Raw genomic sequence first — 21,115 nt, forward strand, 5'->3', positions numbered from 1 at the left:
GAAAAAGATAAATTTAATACGTAATATTGATTTTATGGAAAACGATAATATGGTTGAAACTTATGTTTTTGGACACAAAAGTCCTGATACTGATAGTATTACTTCAAGTTTAGTAATGACTAACTTAGAAAAAGAATTAGGAAACAGTGAAGCTCAAGCTTTTAGATTAGGTAACATTAACAAAGAAACAGAATTTGTTTTAAATTATCTGGGTATTGAAGCGCCTGAATTATTGGAAACTGTTGAAGATGGTGCCAATGTTATTTTAGTAGACCACAACTCACCTGCTGAATCAGTTGATAATTTGGAAAATGCAAATATCTTAAAAGTTGTTGACCATCATAAACTTGCTTTAGAAACTTCTTATCCATTATTTTTAAGATTTGAACCTGTTGGTTGCAGTGAAACCATCTTATGTAAATTATACGAAGAAAATGGTGTTGAGATTTCAAAAGAAATAGCTACTTTAATGTTGTCTGCAATTATATCAGACACTTTGCTCTTAAAGTCCCCTACAACAACTGAAGATGATAAGGTCGCTGTTGAAAAGCTATCTAAAATCGCGGAAATTGATGCTGAAGAATATGGTTTGGAAATGCTTAAGGCGGGAACCGATTTAAGTAGCTTTACCATTGATGAAATTTTAGCATTGGATGCAAAACAAATTGACTTTAAGGATGTTAAATCAATTGTTAATCAGGTTAATACTGCAGATATTTCAGATGTAATGGCAATGAAAGATGACCTTGAGGAAGGAATTAACAAAATCATTGAAGAACAGGATTTGGATTTATTCATGCTTTTAATTACAGATATTGTAAACAGCAATTCCCAAGTAATTGCACTTGGTAAGGATGCTTCTTTGGTTGAAAAGGCATATGGTGTGACATTGGAAGACAATACTGTTTTGCTTGAAGGCGTTGTTTCACGTAAAAAACAGGTTGTACCAATTATGACTGAAAACGCTTAAAGTATTACTAAAAGCTGTTAAGAATTCAATTCAACATAAATATTTATAAATGATAACTTGATTAATATAATACTAAGATGTATTTTTTTGATACATCTCTAATCAATCCTATAGGGATATTTCCAAAAAAAGCATAATTATAAACGGATGCTCAAGCATTAAACAAAATTAGAAACTAACATTTAATTATGCTTTTTTTGTCTTATTTTTCATGATATTTTTTTGAAAGGTGTTAAAATGAAAACACTTGAATGGGAAGACAATAAACTAAAACTCATTGATCAAAGAAAACTTCCTGATGAGTTGACCTATGTATACTGTGAGGACTATCAGGAGGTTATAACTGCAATTAAAAATATGACTGTTCGTGGCGCTCCAGCTATTGGTGTATCTGCTGCTTTTGGTATGGCGCTTGCAGATATTGAGGGAGTTGATTTGGATAAGGCTGCTGTGGAAATAAAAGCTGCAAGACCTACTGCCGTTAATTTGTTTTGGGCAGTTGACAGGGTATTGAACAGCAGTGAAGATGCTCTCACAGAAGCGCTCAAAATGTATGAAGAGGACATGGCAACAAACAGAGCTATTGGAAAATACGGTGCTGAAATCATTGATGATGGAGATACCGTCCTGACACACTGTAATGCAGGTGCTCTTGCATGTGTTGATTATGGAACTGCACTGGGAGTATTTAGAGCTGCAAGGGATGCAGGTAAAAACATTAATGTAATCTGTGATGAGACCCGTCCACGTGGACAGGGTGCAAGTTTAAGTGTTTGGGAAATGCAGCAGGAGAACATTCCTGTAAAACTGATTCCTGATGTAGCTTCAGGATTTTTAATGTCACAAGGAAAAATCGATAAGGTTGTCATCGGTGCAGATAGGATTGCAAAAGGCGGTGTTGTAAATAAGGTAGGTTCATTTATGGTTGCGCTTGCTGCAAAACATCATGACATTCCATTTTATGTGGCTGCTCCTTATTCCACATTTGATAATGAGATTAACATTTATGATACTGTAATTGAAGAAAGAGATGGTGATGAAGTTAGATATTATGGAGGGGCAAGAATTTGCCCTGAAGGTACTGAAGTTATCAATCCCGCTTTTGATATAACTCCAAAAGAGTTAATCACAGGAATTATCACTGAAAGGGGAATTATTGATCCGATTTAGACAATAATTCTCAAATCTTATTTTTTTTTAGCTTTCATTTAAATCAGAAATATTTCTCAAATTAGGTTAAAATATCTTTTTATAATGAGTGATAATTATTTAAATTATTAAAAATAAATTATTATATGTCTGTTATTAAAATTTCTACACATTCCAATCAATTTTGATTATAATTTACAATCATGTAATACGTAGGGATTTGAAATTCTTAAATTAAAATATTGGGGATAAAAATATGGAAATTAGATATAATAAAGAAGAAACTTTGCCTCCTTTGATTGATGACTTAGTTAAAGAATTAACAAAAGATGATTTTGTACATTTTAAGATATTATGTGCAAATGAGGTTCATCATTTCCATAAAGAGGATGACACTATCATTGAGTTTCAATTAACCTATGTAAAAGAAACTAGACCTAATGGAGATATGCTGTATATTGCTTATCCTGATATCTTCAGAGTCAAATTATATAGGGATTTGGCACAATATCTTGAAGATGAAAAGAAAGCTGATGCTTTTGAAGACTCTGATTTATGGACTGGTAATAGAATTATATTCTAATTACCTTTCTTTCAATTTTTGCTAACTTTACCGTCAATAGCCACATGCCATTCATCAGGAGAAATTGATTTTACTTTTCGGCAATTGACAATCTCTACTTTTTTTCCGGCATTTTCACATGCGGTTTCCAGGCGTTTTATTCCTTGTTCATATCCATCTGAAAACTCGTAATAGTTGATTATTCCACCATCTTTAATTAAATCAACCGCAACATCAAGGAAAGTATATGCGAGACCTGGAAGGTTCATGATTATCCTATCAAACTTGCAGTTAAATGACTTTGCAACCTCTCTCACATCACCGCAGTATGGCTTAACAGTACCTTTCAGTTTATTCAACTCAATATTTTCCTCCAAATACCTTATTGCGTTTTCGTTAATGTCAACTGCGGTAATTTCAACATTTTTGTTTCTGGCTATTACAATTGGAAACGGTCCTATTCCACAGAACATGTCTAGGATTTTTTCACCATCTTCAACACTTTCCATTACACGTTTCCGCTCTGTTGCAAGTCTTGGTGAGAAATAAACTTCCCGAACATCCAGTTTTAACCGAACTCCGTGTTCTTTGTGAATTGTAACGGAATCATCGCTCCCTGCTAAAAATTCCAAATCACGAATGCGTATTGTTCCTTTGATTGCGCTTTTTTTCATATAAATCGCTTTTCTTTTTGTAAATTCATAGGCTGCATCTCCAATGATTTGTCTTTTATCGTACAGTTCATCCGGAATTTCCAGAATAACAATATCTCCGATTGTATCAAAGGAAGTTTTCAGATTTTCGATTTCTTCGTCAGTCAGCTCATCTTCGAGCAGTTCTGAAAAGTTGCGGACCACTTTTTTCATAGGTTCCAGTTCAACATCTACAGTCTCATAACCATCAACATCCTCATTAATTGGAATGTATCCAAATTTGCCATCTGTTTTTATTCGAAAATCCATATTCATTAAACTGTTTTCCATTAGTTTTATACGCACATCATTTAATTGTCTTAATGGAACTTTTACACATTTCATAAGATTTATTATGTTTAAATTATTATATAATGTATATGTTTTATTTAGTTGGTTTAGGATTATTTGATGAAAAGGATATTTCACTTAAAGGTTTGGAATGTTTAAAAAATGTTGATAAGATTTATGCTGAATTTTTCACATCCAGATTGTTTGGCTCCAGTTTCGAAGCTATTGAAGAGCTAATCGGAAAAGAGATTGAAGTTTTAGTTAGGAACGAAGTTGAAGAGGAACACAAATTCATTGAGGAGGCCAAGACTTCAGATGTTGCTTTGGTTACAGGTGGTGATCCATTAATTGCAACAACCCACAGCGATTTTTTGGTTCAGTGTTCAAAAAAAGGAATAGATTATGAGGTTATTCACGGATCTTCTATTTTATCCTCAGCACCAGCCATTTCAGGTCTTCAGGGATATAAATTTGGTAAAGTCACCACAATACCATTTCCGGATTATAATTTCTATCCGAAATCTCCTTACGAAGCTATTGAAGAAAATCTGAAAATGGAGTTGCATACTCTGGTTTTACTTGATATTCAAGCTCACAAAGACCGTTATATGACTGTTAATCAAGGTTTGGAATATCTGATGAATATTAAAAATGACCTTGACCGTGAAGGTTTAATTGATGAGGATACTCTGGCTATGGGTATTGCACGTGTAGGTTCAAAAGATGTTTGTGTCAGGGCAGGAAATATTTCTGAATTGGTGGATTTTGATTTTGGAGGCCCGCTTCACTGCATTATAATTCCTTCAAAACTTCACATTGTAGAAGCGGAATATTTAGTTGAAATTGCTGGAGCTGACCCAAAAATTCTTGATGATGTTTAATTTAAAAAAAGGGGGAGTGTGGAAGTAGATTAATCTACTTCCATGGATAAGAACATATTCTAAACATTTTGGAGATTATAAAATGATTGACTGATGTTCGTGATTAGATATGAAATTAACTTCATATCGTTTATTAGTTATATTTTAATCCTATTTAAATTTTATTATTTTTTTAAAGAATTATTGTTAAATATACATTACTTATTTTTTCAAAAAGCTATAAAATGGTCTTTTAAGTAATTTTTTTAGTTAAAATAGTTTGTAAATTTAAATTTTTAATAAAAAAAGGGGGGAGTTTGGGAAGTAGTTTTATTTCCTACTTCCTAAATGAAACATATTCTAATCATTTTGGAGATTATAAAATGGTTGAATTGTGTCATGTACAAATATGAAATTCAATTCACATCGTATAATACTTATATTTTAATATTATATAAAGGTTTTCATTTGATTTTTCAAAGATTTTTTCAAATACATTAATATGTTAGAAAATTAATAGTTTTACACACAAGCTAAGCAGGTGGTGATTCAATGGATAAAAAAAATATCATTATCATATTGTTAATTGTAATTATTGCAGTGCTTATTATCGGTTTGGCTGCGATGATGTCTGATTTCGGCAAGGAGAAATCAAATGTCACCATTAAAAGTAATGATACAATCAGCCAAGGGGATTCCATTAAAATTGAACTTACGGATGTGAATGGAACTCCAATTGATAATGAAACTGTAAATGTTACCATTAAAGATAAAAATGGAACTGTTGAGAAAAAAGCATCCGTTACAAACAAGAAGGGTGTTGCTAAAGTCAAAATGGATGAAAAACCTGGAAACTATACTGTAGATGTTACTTTCTCCGGAAATGATAACTTCACCGAAGATAAACAAACCCAGCAGGTGGAAGTTGTAGACATTGAAGTTGTCTCTGAGCCGGAACCTGAACCTGAACCTCAAGATGATCCTGGAGCATTTTACAGCGAACAGGAGGGAAGGACAATCTACACCGGTGAAATACAGAATGCACCGGACGGACACAGATATAAGCATTTAGGATATAACGAATGGGAAATGATTGATTAGATGATGCATGATAGTGGTGCTGTTAAAGATAACGTATGTTCAAACTGCAGATATTGGGTGGTTGATGTTCAGCTTAGAGGCCAGACCAACGGTGTAATTTGCACTATGGGTCAGGGCCATACAAAACCATCCGATACTTGCCCACTATTTGCCTATAATCATTCTATTGGTCATATTCTAAAATCAAACAAATAATAAATTAAAGTCATTTATATTTAATCTGTATTATTGACTCCACTATTTTTATTATTGACAATTTTTTAAAAAAATTTCCATAATCTTTTGCTAAAATTATTAATTCGATTGAATATTCTTTTTTATGCATTAAAATGACCTTAAAAAACACTAATACATTTATTAACTAGTGTGCATAATCTAATTGTATGACTAAAAATAAACGCGTTACAATCAGCATCAATAATGACATTGACTTGCATTTTCGCAAAATAGCCTCCAATAAGATGTTATTTAGGTCCGGATGGTATTCAAGGGCTATTGAAGAGGCAATGTTATTGTGGATTGAAAAAGAGGATAAATAAAATTTTTTTCTCTTTTTTTTCTTTTTTTAACATTAACTATTTAAATAGAACTCAACTATTTATTAATATAGAGTGGTGTTAAAATGGAAAGTGATGAATTTAGAACTGTTAGAGTTTATACTAAAAAGTATAATAGTAAAGACAAGGATGGCAATCCTGTTGAAAAGGAGTCCAAACAGAAACAGGTAAGTCTTAAAAAAGAAGATCCATTTGAAGATAATGAATTGGTAAAAGTATTAGCACAGGATGAATACGAAAATTTAGTTGAAAATCAGTTCTCTGAAGAAAAACTCAATGAATTTGACCAGATTATTAGGGATAAGGATAATGAAATCGAAACTTTGCAAAGTCAAATTCAGACTCTTAAAGGATCATTTTTTGATGATGTGGATTCACTTAAAGAACAGATCAGCGATAAGGATGAGCTCATAAAAGCTAAAGATGAAATTCATGAGCTAAACAAGAAGATTGCAAAAATCGATGATGAAAGAGTAGCTATTTTTAAAGAATTGGACTATAAAAATAAAATGATTCTTGCTTATAATGTTGAGCTTAACAAATCAATTTTAAATGCCATCAATGTTGTGATTGATGAGGCGAGAGACAACATTAACAGACGCAATGCCCAACTTGTGGAAGGTTTGGAAAAGTCAATAGAAAAATCCAAACATGAAGTAAATGAAAAGAATAAGGCTATAGCATACGATATACAAGCTACAGTTGAAGACATGAATGAACAAATCAGAAATACAAGCACTCTTAAAATGATACTTAATAAAAATAAGATTAATCTAAGGGTTCCTGTTGATGATTTGCTCAAGCCGTTTGATTTTGACTTTGATGCTGAACAATTGCTTTCAGGACAGGCTTTGGAATTGGATGCCTCTGAAATCCTAAAAGAAGTTATGCCGAAACTCCCAGAACCATTTTCCAAATATATTGACACTCTAGATGAAGAAGATTTCCCAGAAACAATTGAGATTTCATCAAAAAAATGAGGATTAGGCTATGAGGACATTTAATTCTGGCAAAATCTCCTTTGAATATCCAGATGCCTGGGAAGTTGAAAAGGCAGACATATTGTCTAATCCTGATTGTATTGCTACATTATCAAAAGGAGAAGAAAACCTGATAAATGGGGTGATGTTTCCAACTGCAACAAATCTTGATGATTACAAGATTTTCATGGAAGATGCAATATCTGATGATGGTGGAGTAATATTGTCTTCAGATTTTATTCAGATTGCAGGTATGGATGCAATTAAACTTCATGCAAATATGGATACTCCCGAAATCAATTTCGATATCCATACATATGTTTTTATTGAAAATAGGAACATCTATATTTTTGAAATGAGGACTCTTGACATTACCGGAGAGTCTGAAAGGGAATTCAAAGACATAATCAATTCATTTAAAATAATTGAGTAAACTCAAGCAGATAGTCCATACATGTTCTGTCAAGTATTTTTAAGGTTGAGATGTTTTGTGGAGTGGTTCCAGAGCGTTCTTCTACAAGATTTCTCAAGGATCTGTTTTTCATGTGTGCATGGATTTCTTTAAGGGTAAATTCCATGTTTTCTATATTTTTTTGCTCCAGTTCTTCTTGAGTTATGTTTTCATAAATGGGATAAGTATTCAAATCATATGATTTGGTTGGGGTCTGCAATACATTTAAATGACTATAATAATTTGCAGAATCTGCTAAAAATCCATCAATACCCATATATGTTAATATTGGCATGAATGAAACTTCGGTAAATGAAAAAATGAAGTAACTTGTTTTTTTAGCTTCTTTTTTAAGGGTTATGACCAGCTCGACAAGGTCTTTTGAATTGGTTAGAAGCGCATCGCCATTGGCTATAATGAATCCGTTATATCCAATTTCTTCCAATTGCTTTAGGCATTCTACTCTTAAATCAACATATTTAGAGCCCTGAATTACTGCAATATCGTATTCTTTAACATTTTCTTTTGCAAGCCTTATTGTTTCTTTAACGTTAAATTCAGCAATTTCACGGTCGATATTGTATGAAGACCCTTCACTTGGTGAGATTTTCAAATCTTTTTTGTAAAATAATTTTGGGGTAAGTTCTCCATCAACTTTTCCAACTCTTCCAGGTCCGTCATGTGATTTGATTTCGAATTTTTTTATCATTTGTTTCATCCTATTTATTGTTGATTTAATATTTGAGTTTAATATTTATTAAAATTTTTTTTCATTACTGTAACCTTTTTGATTACACTAGCTAAAATTTTAGTAACCTTTATATATGGACTTTTAATAGAATATTAGTATGGATTTGAGGAAATAGTCCGATGATTATCCGAGGTGTGTTTTCAATGTCTATTATAAATCGATTAAAATCTCTATTAACTGGAGAAACTGATAATGAAGAAAAAGACATCAGAAATGATGTATCAAACACATCCGATGATGTCCAAGTTACATCTTCACAAATTGTAAATGATGATGTCGTTTCAGGTACTAAAACTACTGTTCCTAGAGAAGTAGTTAAAGAGGAACCAGAAGCGGACAAAAAAGATTTAACTTTTAAAAGTGACATCGAAACTTTAGAAGAACCTGCTGAACCTGAAATTGTGGAAGAAGTTGAGGAAGTTATTGATGAAGTTGAAGAAACTGCTGAAGTAATTGACGAAACTTCTGAAGAGGAAGAAGCTGTTGAAGAAACTTCTGAAGATAATGTCGAAGAAGTTAAAGAAGATTTAAACAAAAAAGAAACAAAGAGAGATACTATGACTTTATTGACTGATAAAGAATTATTAACTGATAGTAATCGTGATCCAGATTTCACTGCTGAATTTATTGACGCAGGTATTGAAACTGTAAAACACTGTTTCCAATGTGGTACTTGTAGTGGTAGTTGCCCATCTGGAAGAAGAACTCCTTACAAAGTAAGACAAATCGTCAGAAAATGTTTATTAGGATTAAAAGAAGAAGTTATCACTGACGATGCTTTATGGATGTGTACTACTTGTTACACCTGCCAAGAAAGATGTCTCAGAAGTGTTAAAATTGTTGAAATTATCAAAAAAGCTCGTAACATTGCAGCTCATGCAGGATACATGGCAAAACCTCACAAAATGACTGGTGTATTTGTAATGAACACTGGACATGGTGTACCAATTAACGATACTGTTAAAGCTTTAAGAACTAAAATTGGTCTTCCAGAAATTCCACCAACAACTCATGCTTATCCAGAAGCATTAGCTGAAGTACAAAAAATCTGTAAAATCACTGGTTTTGATGAATTAATTGGTTACGATGAAGCAACCGGTGGATTAAAAGAATAAATTTATTAGGAGAGTTATAATATGGAAATTGCATACTTCTTAGGTTGTATTATGAACAACCGTTATCCTGGTGTTGAAAAAGCTACCAGAAAATTATTTGAAGCATTAGATATTGAATTAAAAGATATGGAAGGAGCATCTTGTTGTCCAGCTCCTGGTGTATTTGGTTCTTTTGATGAACAAACCTGGGCTACTATTGCAGCTCGTAACTTAACTCTTGCTGAAGATATGGGTGCTGACATTATGACCGAATGTAACGGATGTTTCGGTTCATTATTTGAATGTAACCACATATTAAAAGAAGATGACGAAAAAAGAGCTGAAATTAACGCAAACTTAGCTGAAATCGGCAGAGAATACAAAGGTACTATTAACGTAAAACACTTCGCTCAAATCTTAAGAGACGATGTTGGTTACGAAAAATTAGCTTCCTTAATCGAAAAACCTTTAGACTTAAATGTTGCTGTTCACTACGGTTGCCACTTCTTAAAACCTACCAAAACTATTGGTATTGAAGATAATGCAGAAAACCCAGCTATCTTAGATGACCTTGTAGAAATTACTGGTGCTAAATCCATTGACTACAAAGACAAAATGATGTGCTGTGGTGCAGGTGGAGGTTTAAGAGCTAGAGATAAAGATGTAACTACTAGCTTCACTAAAGAAAAACTCGATCACATGACTGCAGCTGGTGTAGATGCAATTGTTAACGTATGTCCTTTCTGTCACATGCAATTTGATGTAGGTCAAGTTGAAGTAAACGAAAAATACGGAACTGACTTTGCAATACCTGTATTCCACTTAGCTCAATTATACGGATTAGCTATGGGATTATCAGCTGAAGAATTAACCTTCGATGCTCAACAAATTGATGCAACCCCTGCAATCAAAAAAGCATTAGGTGAATAGATTTAATAAAGGATTTTTCAATCCTTTTCATTTTTTATTTTTTAGGCATTGAAAAGACATTTTGGATAGTTATCATTTCCCATGATAACTTTTTTTTATCATAATTTTTTTTGTTTTAGTTTATGCGAATAGTTCGTAACTATATTTATATATGATTAATAAGAAAGAATATAAACAGAATATATATGAGGTGTAATTATGTTTGTAGCAACATTAGATGGTATTTTTAAATATTCTGACCTTCCTGAAGAATATGGACCATATGTACAATTTAAAGCAACTATTGATAAAAGAGAACTCAAACCAACCGATGAAATTGCAATTCTAAACATTGCAGGAACTTCAACTCATCATGTTTTATTTTTAGACTCTTATTCCAGTACTGAAGAAATCGAAAGGGAATTAAGAGATGCGGATGCAAAAATTAATCATACTACTTTAAAAATTATAGGTGGACATTTATGAGTTTACCTTCTGAGCAAAACTGGTTAATTCTTCAAAATCTCATAACTGATTTAACTAAAAAGGGATATGAGATTCCTAAGGGAATTAACCCTGAGATGGGTTTAATTAGATCAACTATTAGCTCATATAAAAGAGATCCTTCCCATCCTGATTTGATTAATGAGTTAGCAAAAGCTGAGATGTCTTTAAATACTATTCAAGGAACTCTATTGACAATTGCAGAAGAAGAAGGAGATGAATACGTTGATTATTGGCTCGATTTATTAAAAAGAGCCATGAAAGGGGAAGAAATATTTGAATTTGCAAATTCCCGTTCAAAATTTTTGCCGAATACTCCTCCTGGTTTAACAACTGGAAGAATAAACTTAAAAGATGCATTAGCAGAGGAAAGAGTCCAGGAAATTGCAGAATGGTCTGGCCTCATTATTGAATTTGAGGATGACACTACAATTCAATTGCATGGCGATAAACCGGATCTTAAATCAGGCTTAAAAGAAATGGGATCTTTCTTTTTAGAACAACAAGGTGATTAGATGACTAAAATTTTAGCGATAAGTGATGTTCACGGTGAAGAAAACGAAAATTTATATACTTATTTAAAAAATAATGACATTGATTTGGTATTGATTCTTGGAGATATTACAAACTTTGGTCCTTTGGACTTTGTTGGTACTTTCATAGATAAAGTGGCCGAATGTGATGTAGATGTAATTGCAATTCCAGGTAATTGCGACCCTAAAGGTATCTGCAATGCAATTAATGAAGTTTCATTCTGTCTTCACAATAATATTATTGCTTATGGGGATGCCATATTATTTGGGTATGGCGGTTCCAATGAAACCCCATTCAATACCCCGGGTGAAATCCAGGATAATAAAATATACGGGGACGTATATGAACTGTTAGCTAATTATGATTATGTATACAATACAGATGTTCCTAAAGTAAAAATATTGGCTACTCATGCTCCACCATATAATACCGAAGCGGATAAGATGGAAAATGGGGAACATGTTGGAAGTTCAGGAATTTTAAAATCAATACATGAATTTGAACCTGAAATTAATGTTTGCGGACATATTCATGAAGCAAAATCCCTTAGTAAAATTGGAAAGACTACCGATGTAGCAAATCCAGGAATGCTTAAAGATAATGGTGCAGTCTTAATTGATGTTATAGACGGCTCAAATTATGAAATAAGCTTAGTTTCATTAGATGAATAATTATTCATCACTCTTTTTTTTATTTTTTTGTCTGAAATCAAATAACAACTTTTATTTAATATTATTTTAAAATAGTTTAACATATTTTATTCTGGTGGTATAATGATTTGGATTACTAGTGATGTAGATGGTGAATTGTATAAAGAACCCTTTTCTAAAGGAATTTTGTCTCGTTCACTTAACATTGCAGATATTGGTTTTCAAAGAGCTCATGAAATTGCTAGTGACATTGAATTAGATTTAATCAAAAAGGGGGTTACTGAAATTGCCAGCTATGAACTGGCGAAGGTAATATTAAATCATCTTAAAACTGTTGACCCTGTTATAGCTAAGAAATATGAAAATTGGAGGTCACTTAGAAATTCTAAAAAACCGCTTATTATTTTAATTGGAGGAGCTTCAGGTGTCGGCACATCTTCAATGGCTTTTGAACTTGCAGGCAGGCTTAGATTAAAGAACCTTATAAGTACAGACATGATTCGTGAAGTAATGCGTAAAATAGTTTCCAAGGATTTGAGTCCGGTAATTCATAAATCTAGTTTTGATGCTCATGAATGTATGAGACCAACCTCAATTAGGATTGATAATGTTATTGAAGGTTTTATAAGTCATGTTGATGTTGTTAATGTAGGTATTGAAGCTATTATTGAACGTTCAGCAAAGGAAGGTATCAGCACCATTATTGAAGGAGTCCATATTGTTCCAGGTTTCATCAACCCTGACTTAATGGAAAACAACAATATAATAATATTTACTTTAACTGTTGATGATGAAGAATCCCACAAACAAAGGTTTTATTCCAGATGCAGACAACCTTGGGCAAAACGGCCCCTTGAAAGATATATGGATAACTTTGATGCAATCAGAAAAACTCAGAAGTTTTTAAAGCAGCAAGCGGAACTTAATGATTCTCGTATTATTGACAATGTGGATATTAACCAAACCCTAGATATTATGGTAAATGATATTCTCGAGCAATTCGGAGGTATGGAAAATGTTAAACAAAAAAGTGAAAGAAATAATGACTACTGATGTTATAACAACAACATGTGATGTTGATGTAGTAAATGCATTTGAAATGTTGATGGAACATAAAATCAGTTCTCTTCCTATTTTGGATGGGGAAAAGCTGGTTGGAATTATTACCGCAACTGATGTCGGTCATAATTTAATTTTAGATAAGTATGAATTGGGAACAAGTGTAAAAGAAATCATGATAAATCCTGTTGTTACTGTTTCTCCTGAAGACAGTATTGAAACTGCAATTCAAATCATGAAAAAAGGTGTTTCCTCTTCAGGTATTTTAAATCAACTTCCAGTGGTTGAAGATGAGAAATTAGTAGGTATTATTTCTGATGGAGATATCATCCAAGAACTTTTCTAATTTCACTTATTAATTTTTATTATTTTTACTTTTAAACTTTTTTAATTAAGTTACTATAATTTTATTTTTTTCTAGAATGGATTGTCTATAGGTATTTTTTTCAATTCCAGTAAAAATTTTTCATTCTAGTAACTATTTTTTAGATAACATTTATATAATATTAAAGTCATATATTATTAGTGGCTAGACCGGAGGGTTAGGGGTCCTCTGTAAGCACACACCCCCTTTGGTGCGGTTGAAGTTCAAAAGGCGGCTTTTTGATGAAATATAAGCCTAGAAAAACAATATAGAAACCTCGTCCTACAGGATTGGTGGTGATGAGATTTTTACTGGAGGGTAAAAATAAGTCATCTTCGGTATAGGAACGGGTCAGGCCCGGAAGGGAGCAGCTTTACTATTAACATTCAATGCTTGTAGAATCCCGGGGTGGAGTTGGATTTTTAGATCACTTATATTTTTGAGATTAGTCCACTTTTGAACATGCCATTTATAAAAATAATTAAGTTTATAAGTAAGTTAATACATATAAACTATTATACTGTTTTTCATATGTCGGGATGGCCCAGCCTGGTACGGCGTCGGACTGCTAATCCGATGGTCTTATGACCACCCGGGTTCAAATCCCGGTCCCGGCGTTTTTAATATTATTTATCTATTTCTTGTTTATGGTCATAGCTTAGTCCGATAGGGCATGCATGAACCATTACATATTTCACTTCAGGAATCTCTTTAATAATATTGTTCTGCACCACATGCACGATTTTATGGGATTCATCTAAAGTCATATTTCCATCAAGTTCAATGTGTAATGTAACGGTTGCATAAGCTCCCAAATAATCAACTTTAATGTTGTGGGGATTGTTTACTGCTGGAATTTCATTTGCAACTCTTTTAATCTCGTTTATAAACTCTTTTGATGGAACTTTTCCCATAATATTATTAGTATTTTCCTTTGCAATTTCATAAGCGGTTTTTAAAATCAAAAGGCCAATTCCAAAAGCAATTATTGGATCTAGTAGGGGGTATCCCATATTTGAAACAATTACTCCAACCAATATTGCAATTGAAGAGAATATGTCTGTTCTTTGATGTTTTCCATCTGCAACAATTGCGGGACTTTTAATTGATTTTCCCAAATTTATAATGTATTCACTAATGCTATAATTAACAATTATTCCCATGGTAGCCATTACTGCAGCCAGTGTTTCCGGAACAGTTATTAATGAAGGATTAAGTATTTTTTCAACGGCGCCCTGCATAATTTCCCATGCAACGATTACTAAAAATATTACAATTACCAATCCGCTAATAGCTTCGGCACGTCCGTGTCCAATGGGGTGTTCGGCATCTGCAGGTTTTTGGCCTATGTAAAAACCGACATATGCAATGATGGATGTTATAACGTCTGATAGTGTATGTGCTCCTTCTGAAACCAATGCAAAACTTCCAGACATCAATCCAACAGTAACATTCAAGACGGTCATTAGACAGTTTGCAGTTATTGCAACTATTGCTGCCTTTTTTCCACCTTTTTGGCGAAATTCATCCATTCACAACACGCTCTTCTAGAATATCCATTGCTTTTTCAATATTTTCATATGAGTTTGCATAAGACATGCGCACATGTCCCTGTCCGTTGGATCCAAATGCTGCACCAGGAACTGTAATGACTCCTGCCTTTGCAGCTTTGACAACGAAATCTTCATCTTCTATTTTTGGGAAAACATAAAATGCACCTTCAGCATTAACAGTTTCATAACCCATTCCATTTAAACGTGAAACAATCAGATTCCTTCTATTTTTGAATTCACTAATCATTTTTTCAACTTCGTCCTGCGGACCAGTTAATGCTTCATAAGCTCCTTTTTGTGATGTTGTACTTGCACAGGCGATGTTGTATTGGTGTACTTTCAGTAATTCTTCTGTTATATTTTCATTTGCATTCAGATAACCAATTCTAAGCCCTGTCATTGCATAGGTTTTTGAAAATCCATTTAAAGTTATTACATTATCGCTGTAATTGGCTGGCGAGTAATGTTTTTTATCGTAGATAATTTTTTCATAAATTTCATCGGATATTATCAGAAAATCATTATCCATTGATAAATCCGCTATTGCTTTTATATCTTCTTTTTCCATAACTGCCCCTGTTGGATTTGAAGGTGAATTCAATACAATTGCTTTGGTATCCTTTGTTATTTTTTCAGATACGTCTTCTGCTTTTAGTTTAAACTCGTTTTCCATTTTGCAGTCTACAGGAACTACTGTGCCTTCAGCTATTTTTACACATGCTTCATAGGATAAAAAACCTGGATTTGGTAGAATCACTTCATCTCCCTTTTCAATAAATGCCTGGGCACATATGAATAATGCTTCACTTGCTCCGGCAGTAACAATGATATTGTCAGGGTTTGTTTTGATTCCGTTATCGTTTTTAAATTTTTTAACTATTTCTTCTCTTAATTCAATAATTCCTTTATTTGAAGTATAATGGGTTTCATTTTTATCAATTGATTCTTTCATTGCTTTTTTAATGTTTTCAGGGACATTAAAATCAGGTTCGCCTATTCCCAGGTTTATTGCATCGGGATTTGTCACTTCAAACATTTTTCTTATTTGTGATAATTCAATTGATTTTATTCTACTTGTCGGATTTATCATAAAATTTACCTCACTAATATATTATATAATTATTATAGTAAAAATTATTTTTTATAGTAATTATTTTTCACATGACCCGCAGTTGTAGCATAGGGATTTTTCACACCAGGGGGTTTGTTTTAATGTGGATAGTCGATTATGTTCTATTTTTAAAAATCTTTCATTTATGCCAACATCAATTTTGGCCCAGGGCAGATCATCGTCGATTTTGTAATTTGGGATTTTTTCTCTCCATTCCTTTAATGTAGGTTTTTTTGTTAAAGATTTCTCAATAAGTTCACCTACATCGTTATTTCCACAGGATAATATATACTGAATCAATCCTTTTTTAGGACTTTCACATTTAATATTATATTGTTTCATTTCACGATTAATATATCTGGTTTTATTTTTAATGTCTTTAAAATTATACTCTTCCCATTGCAGGGGAGTTTGCGGTTTTGGAATTACCGGATTAACACTGAATTTCACATTTTTTTTGTTGGTGTGCATGTTGGCTATTTTTTTCATGTAGTCAACCAATTCTTCAATGTCATCTAAACTTTCACCAGGTATTCCAATCAGGAAATATAATTTAATTTTAAAATCAAGTTCAACTGCATTTTGTATTACGGAAAAGATCTTTTCATCAGGAATGTCCTTGTTGATTACTTTTCTGAGTTTTTCAATTGATTCGGGAGCCAGGGTTATTGTTTTAAGGCCGCTTCTTTTTAAGGTTTCTAGAGTTTCTCTGGTAATTGATTCAATTCTCAAAGAGGGGGTTGAAATCTGAAAGCCTTCTTTTTCAAGATTGGCGGTGAGCATTTCCAATTGACTATAGTCCGAAACTGCAGCGCCTATTAATGTAATTTTATTCAATCCTGTTTTTTCTCGGGTTTCAAGAGCTATTTCAACCAATTTTTTATAGTCGGTTTCTCGCATTGGCCTATAAAGATATCCTGCCATGCAGAATCTGCATCCCCTACTGCATCCTCTTGATACGTTCAGCATTATTGTATTGTTGAATATTGTCTGGTAGTTTTCATCATCGCTTTTACTGATTATGGGCTCTGTGATGTGATATGCATTATCCATGTTTTCAACCAGGGAGATTTTAGTTTCATTGTCATATTCTGGAATGTAAATTCCCTGAATCTTTAAGTAATTCTTCAAATCTTTTTTAGAATTCTTGTATTCGTCAATAAACTCATTTATTGTATTTTCCCCTTCTCCTATAATAAAAATATCAATATAATCGGATAAGGGCTGAGGATTTGCTGTTGGAGATGGTCCTCCCGCAATAATTAGAGGATCATTATCTCCACGTTCTTTTCTTTTTAGAGGAATGCCGGATTTTTTAAGTATTTCCAGCACATTAAAGTAATCTTCTTCAAATTGGATAGTAAAACTGATGATATCAAAATATTTGGCAGAAGTATTTGATTCTAGTGAGTTTTTATCCGGATAAATTATCCTCTCACACCATGTATCGTCACGTTCATTAATTTGATTGTAGAGTATGTTATATCCAAGAGAGGACATTGCAGTCTTATAAACATTGGGATAACAAAGACCAAAATGCACATCTACCTGTTTATGATTTTTAATGAATGTATTTTTTTCATATAACATTTTATCAGCTTTTTTTGAAAAATAATTGTTTTTTGATATAATTTCTTTGTTTTCAGTATAATTATTTCCAATCAAATCATTTTATATAATTCATACAATTTCTTGCTGAATTTTTTTATGGAGTATTAGAATAGCTTTATTTATTCTGTAAGAGGATAAAATTTTAAAAATTTATTTTTCATCGTTAATAAAAATTTTTATTTTTGATTCGAGCTAGTTAATCTTATATTATTTTATTTAGCTTTAAATATTCTTTTATTTTAATTTTATATATGATTTCTATTTTTTTTAATTAATTTACACGATTTTAACTTGTTTTTTAATTTTTTAAGTTTTAAAAACATTTATATAATATTAAAATAAATCTTTATCCACTCATTATGAAATACTATGTATTAGTATAATCATATTTTACTATAAAATTTTCGTAATGAGAACCAAGAGGTGGAAAAATTTCGATTAAAAATAAAGCATTAATTATTTCTATTGTACTCATGTTTTTTGTGTTAATGGGAAGCGCATGTGCAGTAGAAGTTAGTGATGCTTCAAATACAGAAGATTCAAATTTAACTAATGATAATGTTGTTGCATTATCTCAAGAAAAATTAGAAGTTTCTAGCGAGAATTCTATCTCAGAAACTAATTTAGTTAATTCTCATGATGATAATTTGGAAGATTATCCCGATGATTCTCTCTTAAAAGCTAGTGATGAATCTTATTGTGAGGATAATAAGGAACAAACATTAGGTCTTGCAAAAGAAGAGGTTAATGAAACAGTTTCTGTTTCAGCAGATGATGTTGTATTGGCTAAAAGCAATTCCAATACAAACAAAATTGAAACTAACTTATCAATAATCAATACTCATTATTGTAGTTCAGCTACTAGTTTTAGAGTATCTTTGCAGGATGTTAATGGAAAAAATATAGGTTATAAAAAAGTTTCTTTGAAAGTAAACGGTAAAACCTATGAAGGTAAAACTAATAAGAATGGAGTGGTATATATTAAGACAGCTGCTTTGGCTGTTGGAACTTATACCGTAACTTTAAATTATGCTGGAAATTCAAATTATTCCGCATCATCTCTTTCAAAGAAAGTTAGCGTTATAAAATCTGTACGTGGAAAGGATTTAACAAAATATTACGGTGACTCAAATTATTACTCTGTTACTTTCTGGAAGAATACTGCTTATTTGACTAACACAGATGTGACTTTCTACATTGGTAATACAAAATATACAACTAAAACAAATTCAAAAGGTGTTGCTGTAGCTAAAGCTACTATTAAACCTGGTAAATATACAGTAACTACAACAAATCCATACAGTAACGAGAAAATAAAGAATACTATCACTGTTAAAAAGGATACTACAACCATTAAAGGAAAATCAAAAGTATACATTTTACCTAACTATAAATATAATTATGAAGTTGTTTTAACTTCAGGTCATAATGCCCCTGCTAAGAACTGTAAAGTATCTTTCAGAATTGCAAATACTACATTAACTGCAAATACTGATAAGAATGGGAAAGCATCTGTTGTTATTCCTCTTTTAGCTAAAGGTACTTATAATATTACTTATAGATTTGGTGGAAATGGCAATTACTATGCATCAAATTCCTCTGGAAAAGTATGCATTAAAAGTGCATCAAACAAACTTGTCGCTTCAGATTTAACTATGAAGTACAAAGACGGATCCAAATTTACTGTACAACTCACTGATAATTCTGGTAAAGCTTTAACTGGTAAAACTATCAACTTTAAATTGAATAATAAGGACTATTCATCCAAAACTAATTCAAAAGGTGTTGCTAGTTTATCAATTGGCAATTTAAAACCAGGTTCATATAAAATCAAATACTCTTATTCATCTAGAGGTTTAAGCGATTATAATTATGGATACAGAAATGTTGTCATAAATAAACTCTCCGTCAAGTTTAATGCATGGAATTTGGTAATGAAGCCTAATGACGGTTCAACATACAAAGCATATGTTAAGGATAACTCCGGAAAAGCTTTAAAAAATGTTGGCGTTTCATTTAAAGTAAATGGTAAAACATATACTCAAAAAACTGATTCAAAAGGTGTTGCAAGATTAAAAATCACTTTGCCTGTAGGTTACTATGAGGTAAATTCTACTGTTTCAGATTCATATTATAAGTCAGATAAAGTTTCAAAACATATTTTAGTTAATGGAACTAAATTCATTGCTTCCAATATGAATGTATTAACTGGTTCTTCAGCATCTTATTCCGTAAAATATGTGGATGCTAAAAATAATCCTATTAAAAGTGCATCTATTAAGTTTACAATCAATGGTAAAACCTATACTAAGAAAACTAATTCAAATGGTGTTGCTAAGGTTGCTTTGGGAGAATTAAGTAATGGTTATCATACTATAAAGTATGCTCATGATTCAACTAAAGGATCTTCAAAGATTCATGTGGTTGATAAGGTTACTTTAAACCAGATTATTTCAGCATCCAAAAGCGTCAAAGCATATATTGAAGACAATGAGAAATTACCGTCAACCGTTAAAATCGGGGGCGTAACTTTCTCCACTGCGGAATATCTATATTTGGCTTCAAAAGCTATTGTTAATTTAAATTCCAGTAAAAAATCAGATATTGGTATTAAAGTTGTTAAAAATCCAGCAAAACCTGGTGCTGCAAGTAATCTTGGAAATTTAAACAATTATCTTGCAGTGGCAAAAAGTGTCATAAAAACTACAGACTCTAAAGGTCAAATGCCTGATTCTGTAAGCTCCAGTGTCGGTACTATTGGTTATAAAGGTCTTGTTTATGCATTTGCTCGTGTTGTTGCATTTTATGGCGATAATAAAGTAATGCCTTCATATGTAGTAATTAAATCTTTATCAAGTTCAAGTTCAACTAGTAGTCTAAACTCTAAGAATACAATTTCTAATTTAGCAGCATACTTAGCAGCTTCTACAAACTGCCAAGTAAATAACTCTAAAATAAAACAGTTAGTTTCTAAGTTGACAAGTGGTCTTACTTCAGATAAAGCAAAAGCTACAGCAATATATAACTATGTACGTGATGCAATATCTTATAGTTTCTATTATGATACCAAGTATGGTGCTGTCGGTACTTTAAACTCAAAATCTGGAAATTGTGTTGACCATTCACATTTACTTGTAGCTATGTATAGGACTGCAGGTCTTCCTGCCAGATATGTACACGGTACTTGTACTTTTAGTAGCGGTACATTCGGTCACGTATGGACACAGGTATTAATTGGCGATACTTGGATTGTAAGTGACGCCACAAGTGCTAGAAACTCATTTGGTAATGTTGTAAATTGGAATCCAAGTTCTTATAGCCTTCATGGTTATTTCTCAAGTATTGGATTTTAATTTTAATTT

Annotated in this window: 22 protein-coding genes, 1 tRNA gene and 1 other RNA gene; 19 read left to right on the forward strand and 5 right to left on the reverse strand. The window is 32.2% G+C overall.

What is annotated here, in order from left to right; genetic code table 11:
- Positions 1 to 34 precede the first annotated feature (34 nt).
- The 3 genes from ACJMLH_RS08745 to ACJMLH_RS08755 all read left to right on the forward strand — a co-directional run bounded on the left by ACJMLH_RS08745 (position 35) and on the right by ACJMLH_RS08755 (position 2,702).
- Entirely contained in the window at positions 35 to 970 is a 936-nt protein-coding gene (locus ACJMLH_RS08745) for a manganese-dependent inorganic pyrophosphatase (protein ID WP_405276778.1), read from the forward strand.
- Positions 971 to 1,207: 237 nt separating this feature from the next.
- Complete coding sequence (gene mtnA / locus ACJMLH_RS08750; protein WP_405276780.1) at positions 1,208 to 2,140, forward strand: S-methyl-5-thioribose-1-phosphate isomerase; 933 nt, start codon at positions 1,208 to 1,210, stop codon at positions 2,138 to 2,140.
- Between the two features lie 235 nt (positions 2,141 to 2,375).
- Entirely contained in the window at positions 2,376 to 2,702 is a 327-nt protein-coding gene (locus tag ACJMLH_RS08755; RefSeq protein ID WP_405276782.1) for a hypothetical protein, read from the forward strand.
- Positions 2,703 to 2,713: 11 nt separating this feature from the next.
- On the opposite strand, the gene ACJMLH_RS08760 is transcribed toward ACJMLH_RS08755, so the two are convergent.
- The gene (locus tag ACJMLH_RS08760; RefSeq protein ID WP_405276784.1) at positions 2,714 to 3,718 is read right to left on the reverse strand and encodes a class I SAM-dependent methyltransferase; all 1,005 of its coding nucleotides are present in this window, start codon (positions 3,716 to 3,718) and stop codon (positions 2,714 to 2,716) included.
- Between the two features lie 35 nt (positions 3,719 to 3,753).
- On the opposite strand from ACJMLH_RS08760, the gene dph5 reads away from it, so the two are divergent.
- From dph5 to ACJMLH_RS08790, 6 genes are all read left to right on the forward strand, one after another.
- On the forward strand, positions 3,754 to 4,545 hold the full coding sequence (gene dph5, locus ACJMLH_RS08765; RefSeq protein WP_405276786.1) for a diphthine synthase: 792 nt from the start codon (positions 3,754 to 3,756) through the stop codon (positions 4,543 to 4,545).
- 531 nt (positions 4,546 to 5,076) lie between these two features.
- Complete coding sequence (locus ACJMLH_RS08770; RefSeq protein ID WP_405276788.1) at positions 5,077 to 5,625, forward strand: hypothetical protein; 549 nt, start codon at positions 5,077 to 5,079, stop codon at positions 5,623 to 5,625.
- Positions 5,626 to 5,820, forward strand: coding sequence for a hypothetical protein (locus ACJMLH_RS08775; RefSeq protein ID WP_405276790.1), 195 nt, complete (start codon positions 5,626 to 5,628; stop codon positions 5,818 to 5,820).
- 188 nt (positions 5,821 to 6,008) lie between these two features.
- A complete protein-coding gene (locus ACJMLH_RS08780) occupies positions 6,009 to 6,164 on the forward strand; it encodes a hypothetical protein (RefSeq protein ID WP_405276792.1) in 156 nt (51 codons plus the stop codon).
- Positions 6,165 to 6,247: 83 nt separating this feature from the next.
- Positions 6,248 to 7,162, forward strand: coding sequence for a hypothetical protein (locus tag ACJMLH_RS08785; protein ID WP_405276794.1), 915 nt, complete (start codon positions 6,248 to 6,250; stop codon positions 7,160 to 7,162).
- Positions 7,163 to 7,172: 10 nt separating this feature from the next.
- Complete coding sequence (locus tag ACJMLH_RS08790) at positions 7,173 to 7,595, forward strand: PsbP-related protein (protein ID WP_405276796.1); 423 nt, start codon at positions 7,173 to 7,175, stop codon at positions 7,593 to 7,595.
- On the opposite strand, the gene ACJMLH_RS08795 is transcribed toward ACJMLH_RS08790, so the two are convergent.
- Positions 7,579 to 8,331, reverse strand: coding sequence for an archaeosine tRNA-ribosyltransferase (locus ACJMLH_RS08795; RefSeq protein WP_405276798.1), 753 nt, complete (start codon positions 8,329 to 8,331; stop codon positions 7,579 to 7,581). The genes ACJMLH_RS08790 and ACJMLH_RS08795 overlap by 17 nt on opposite strands.
- 176 nt (positions 8,332 to 8,507) lie before the next feature.
- On the opposite strand from ACJMLH_RS08795, the gene hdrC reads away from it, so the two are divergent.
- From hdrC to ACJMLH_RS08840, 9 genes are all read left to right on the forward strand, one after another.
- Positions 8,508 to 9,479, forward strand: a complete 972-nt coding sequence (gene hdrC / locus ACJMLH_RS08800) for a CoB--CoM heterodisulfide reductase subunit C (protein ID WP_405276800.1) — start codon at positions 8,508 to 8,510, stop codon at positions 9,477 to 9,479.
- A 21-nt stretch (positions 9,480 to 9,500) separates the two neighbouring features.
- The gene (hdrB, locus tag ACJMLH_RS08805) at positions 9,501 to 10,388 is read left to right on the forward strand and encodes a CoB--CoM heterodisulfide reductase subunit B (RefSeq protein WP_405276803.1); all 888 of its coding nucleotides are present in this window, start codon (positions 9,501 to 9,503) and stop codon (positions 10,386 to 10,388) included.
- 198 nt (positions 10,389 to 10,586) lie between these two features.
- Entirely contained in the window at positions 10,587 to 10,853 is a 267-nt protein-coding gene (locus ACJMLH_RS08810; protein WP_405276805.1) for a DUF749 domain-containing protein, read from the forward strand.
- Positions 10,850 to 11,386: a DUF2096 domain-containing protein gene (locus tag ACJMLH_RS08815; RefSeq protein WP_405276807.1), complete on the forward strand. Its 537-nt coding sequence runs from the start codon at positions 10,850 to 10,852 to the stop codon at positions 11,384 to 11,386. Before ACJMLH_RS08810 ends, ACJMLH_RS08815 begins: the two co-directional genes overlap by 4 nt.
- Entirely contained in the window at positions 11,387 to 12,076 is a 690-nt protein-coding gene (locus tag ACJMLH_RS08820; RefSeq protein ID WP_405276809.1) for a metallophosphoesterase, read from the forward strand.
- A gap of 102 nt (positions 12,077 to 12,178) precedes the next feature.
- The gene (locus tag ACJMLH_RS08825; RefSeq protein ID WP_405276811.1) at positions 12,179 to 13,108 is read left to right on the forward strand and encodes a 2-phosphoglycerate kinase; all 930 of its coding nucleotides are present in this window, start codon (positions 12,179 to 12,181) and stop codon (positions 13,106 to 13,108) included.
- Complete coding sequence (locus tag ACJMLH_RS08830; RefSeq protein WP_405276813.1) at positions 13,071 to 13,460, forward strand: CBS domain-containing protein; 390 nt, start codon at positions 13,071 to 13,073, stop codon at positions 13,458 to 13,460. The genes ACJMLH_RS08825 and ACJMLH_RS08830 overlap by 38 nt, the downstream gene beginning before the upstream one ends.
- Positions 13,461 to 13,636: 176 nt before the next feature.
- Positions 13,637 to 13,950, forward strand: an RNA gene (gene ffs / locus ACJMLH_RS08835) — signal recognition particle sRNA.
- Positions 13,951 to 14,011: 61 nt separating this feature from the next.
- A tRNA-Ser gene (locus ACJMLH_RS08840) sits at positions 14,012 to 14,095 on the forward strand.
- Between the two features lie 9 nt (positions 14,096 to 14,104).
- Here the strand turns inward: ACJMLH_RS08840 and ACJMLH_RS08845 are convergent.
- Genes ACJMLH_RS08845 through ACJMLH_RS08855 form a run of 3 tightly spaced genes read right to left on the reverse strand, consistent with a single transcriptional unit; the run spans position 14,105 to position 17,732 of the window.
- The gene (locus ACJMLH_RS08845; RefSeq protein ID WP_405276815.1) at positions 14,105 to 15,010 is read right to left on the reverse strand and encodes a cation diffusion facilitator family transporter; all 906 of its coding nucleotides are present in this window, start codon (positions 15,008 to 15,010) and stop codon (positions 14,105 to 14,107) included.
- On the reverse strand, positions 15,003 to 16,121 hold the full coding sequence (locus ACJMLH_RS08850; RefSeq protein ID WP_405276817.1) for a pyridoxal phosphate-dependent aminotransferase: 1,119 nt from the start codon (positions 16,119 to 16,121) through the stop codon (positions 15,003 to 15,005). The genes ACJMLH_RS08845 and ACJMLH_RS08850 overlap by 8 nt, the downstream gene beginning before the upstream one ends.
- Positions 16,122 to 16,181: 60 nt before the next feature.
- On the reverse strand, positions 16,182 to 17,732 hold the full coding sequence (locus ACJMLH_RS08855) for a radical SAM protein (protein ID WP_405276819.1): 1,551 nt from the start codon (positions 17,730 to 17,732) through the stop codon (positions 16,182 to 16,184).
- Positions 17,733 to 18,226: 494 nt separating this feature from the next.
- Here ACJMLH_RS08855 and ACJMLH_RS08860 point away from each other — a divergent pair, with 494 nt between their 5' ends.
- The gene (locus ACJMLH_RS08860) at positions 18,227 to 21,106 is read left to right on the forward strand and encodes a transglutaminase domain-containing protein (RefSeq protein WP_405276821.1); all 2,880 of its coding nucleotides are present in this window, start codon (positions 18,227 to 18,229) and stop codon (positions 21,104 to 21,106) included.
- Positions 21,107 to 21,115 lie beyond the last annotated feature (9 nt).

Source organism: Methanobrevibacter sp. (assembly GCF_045116495.1).
GTDB lineage: Archaea > Methanobacteriota > Methanobacteria > Methanobacteriales > Methanobacteriaceae > Methanocatella.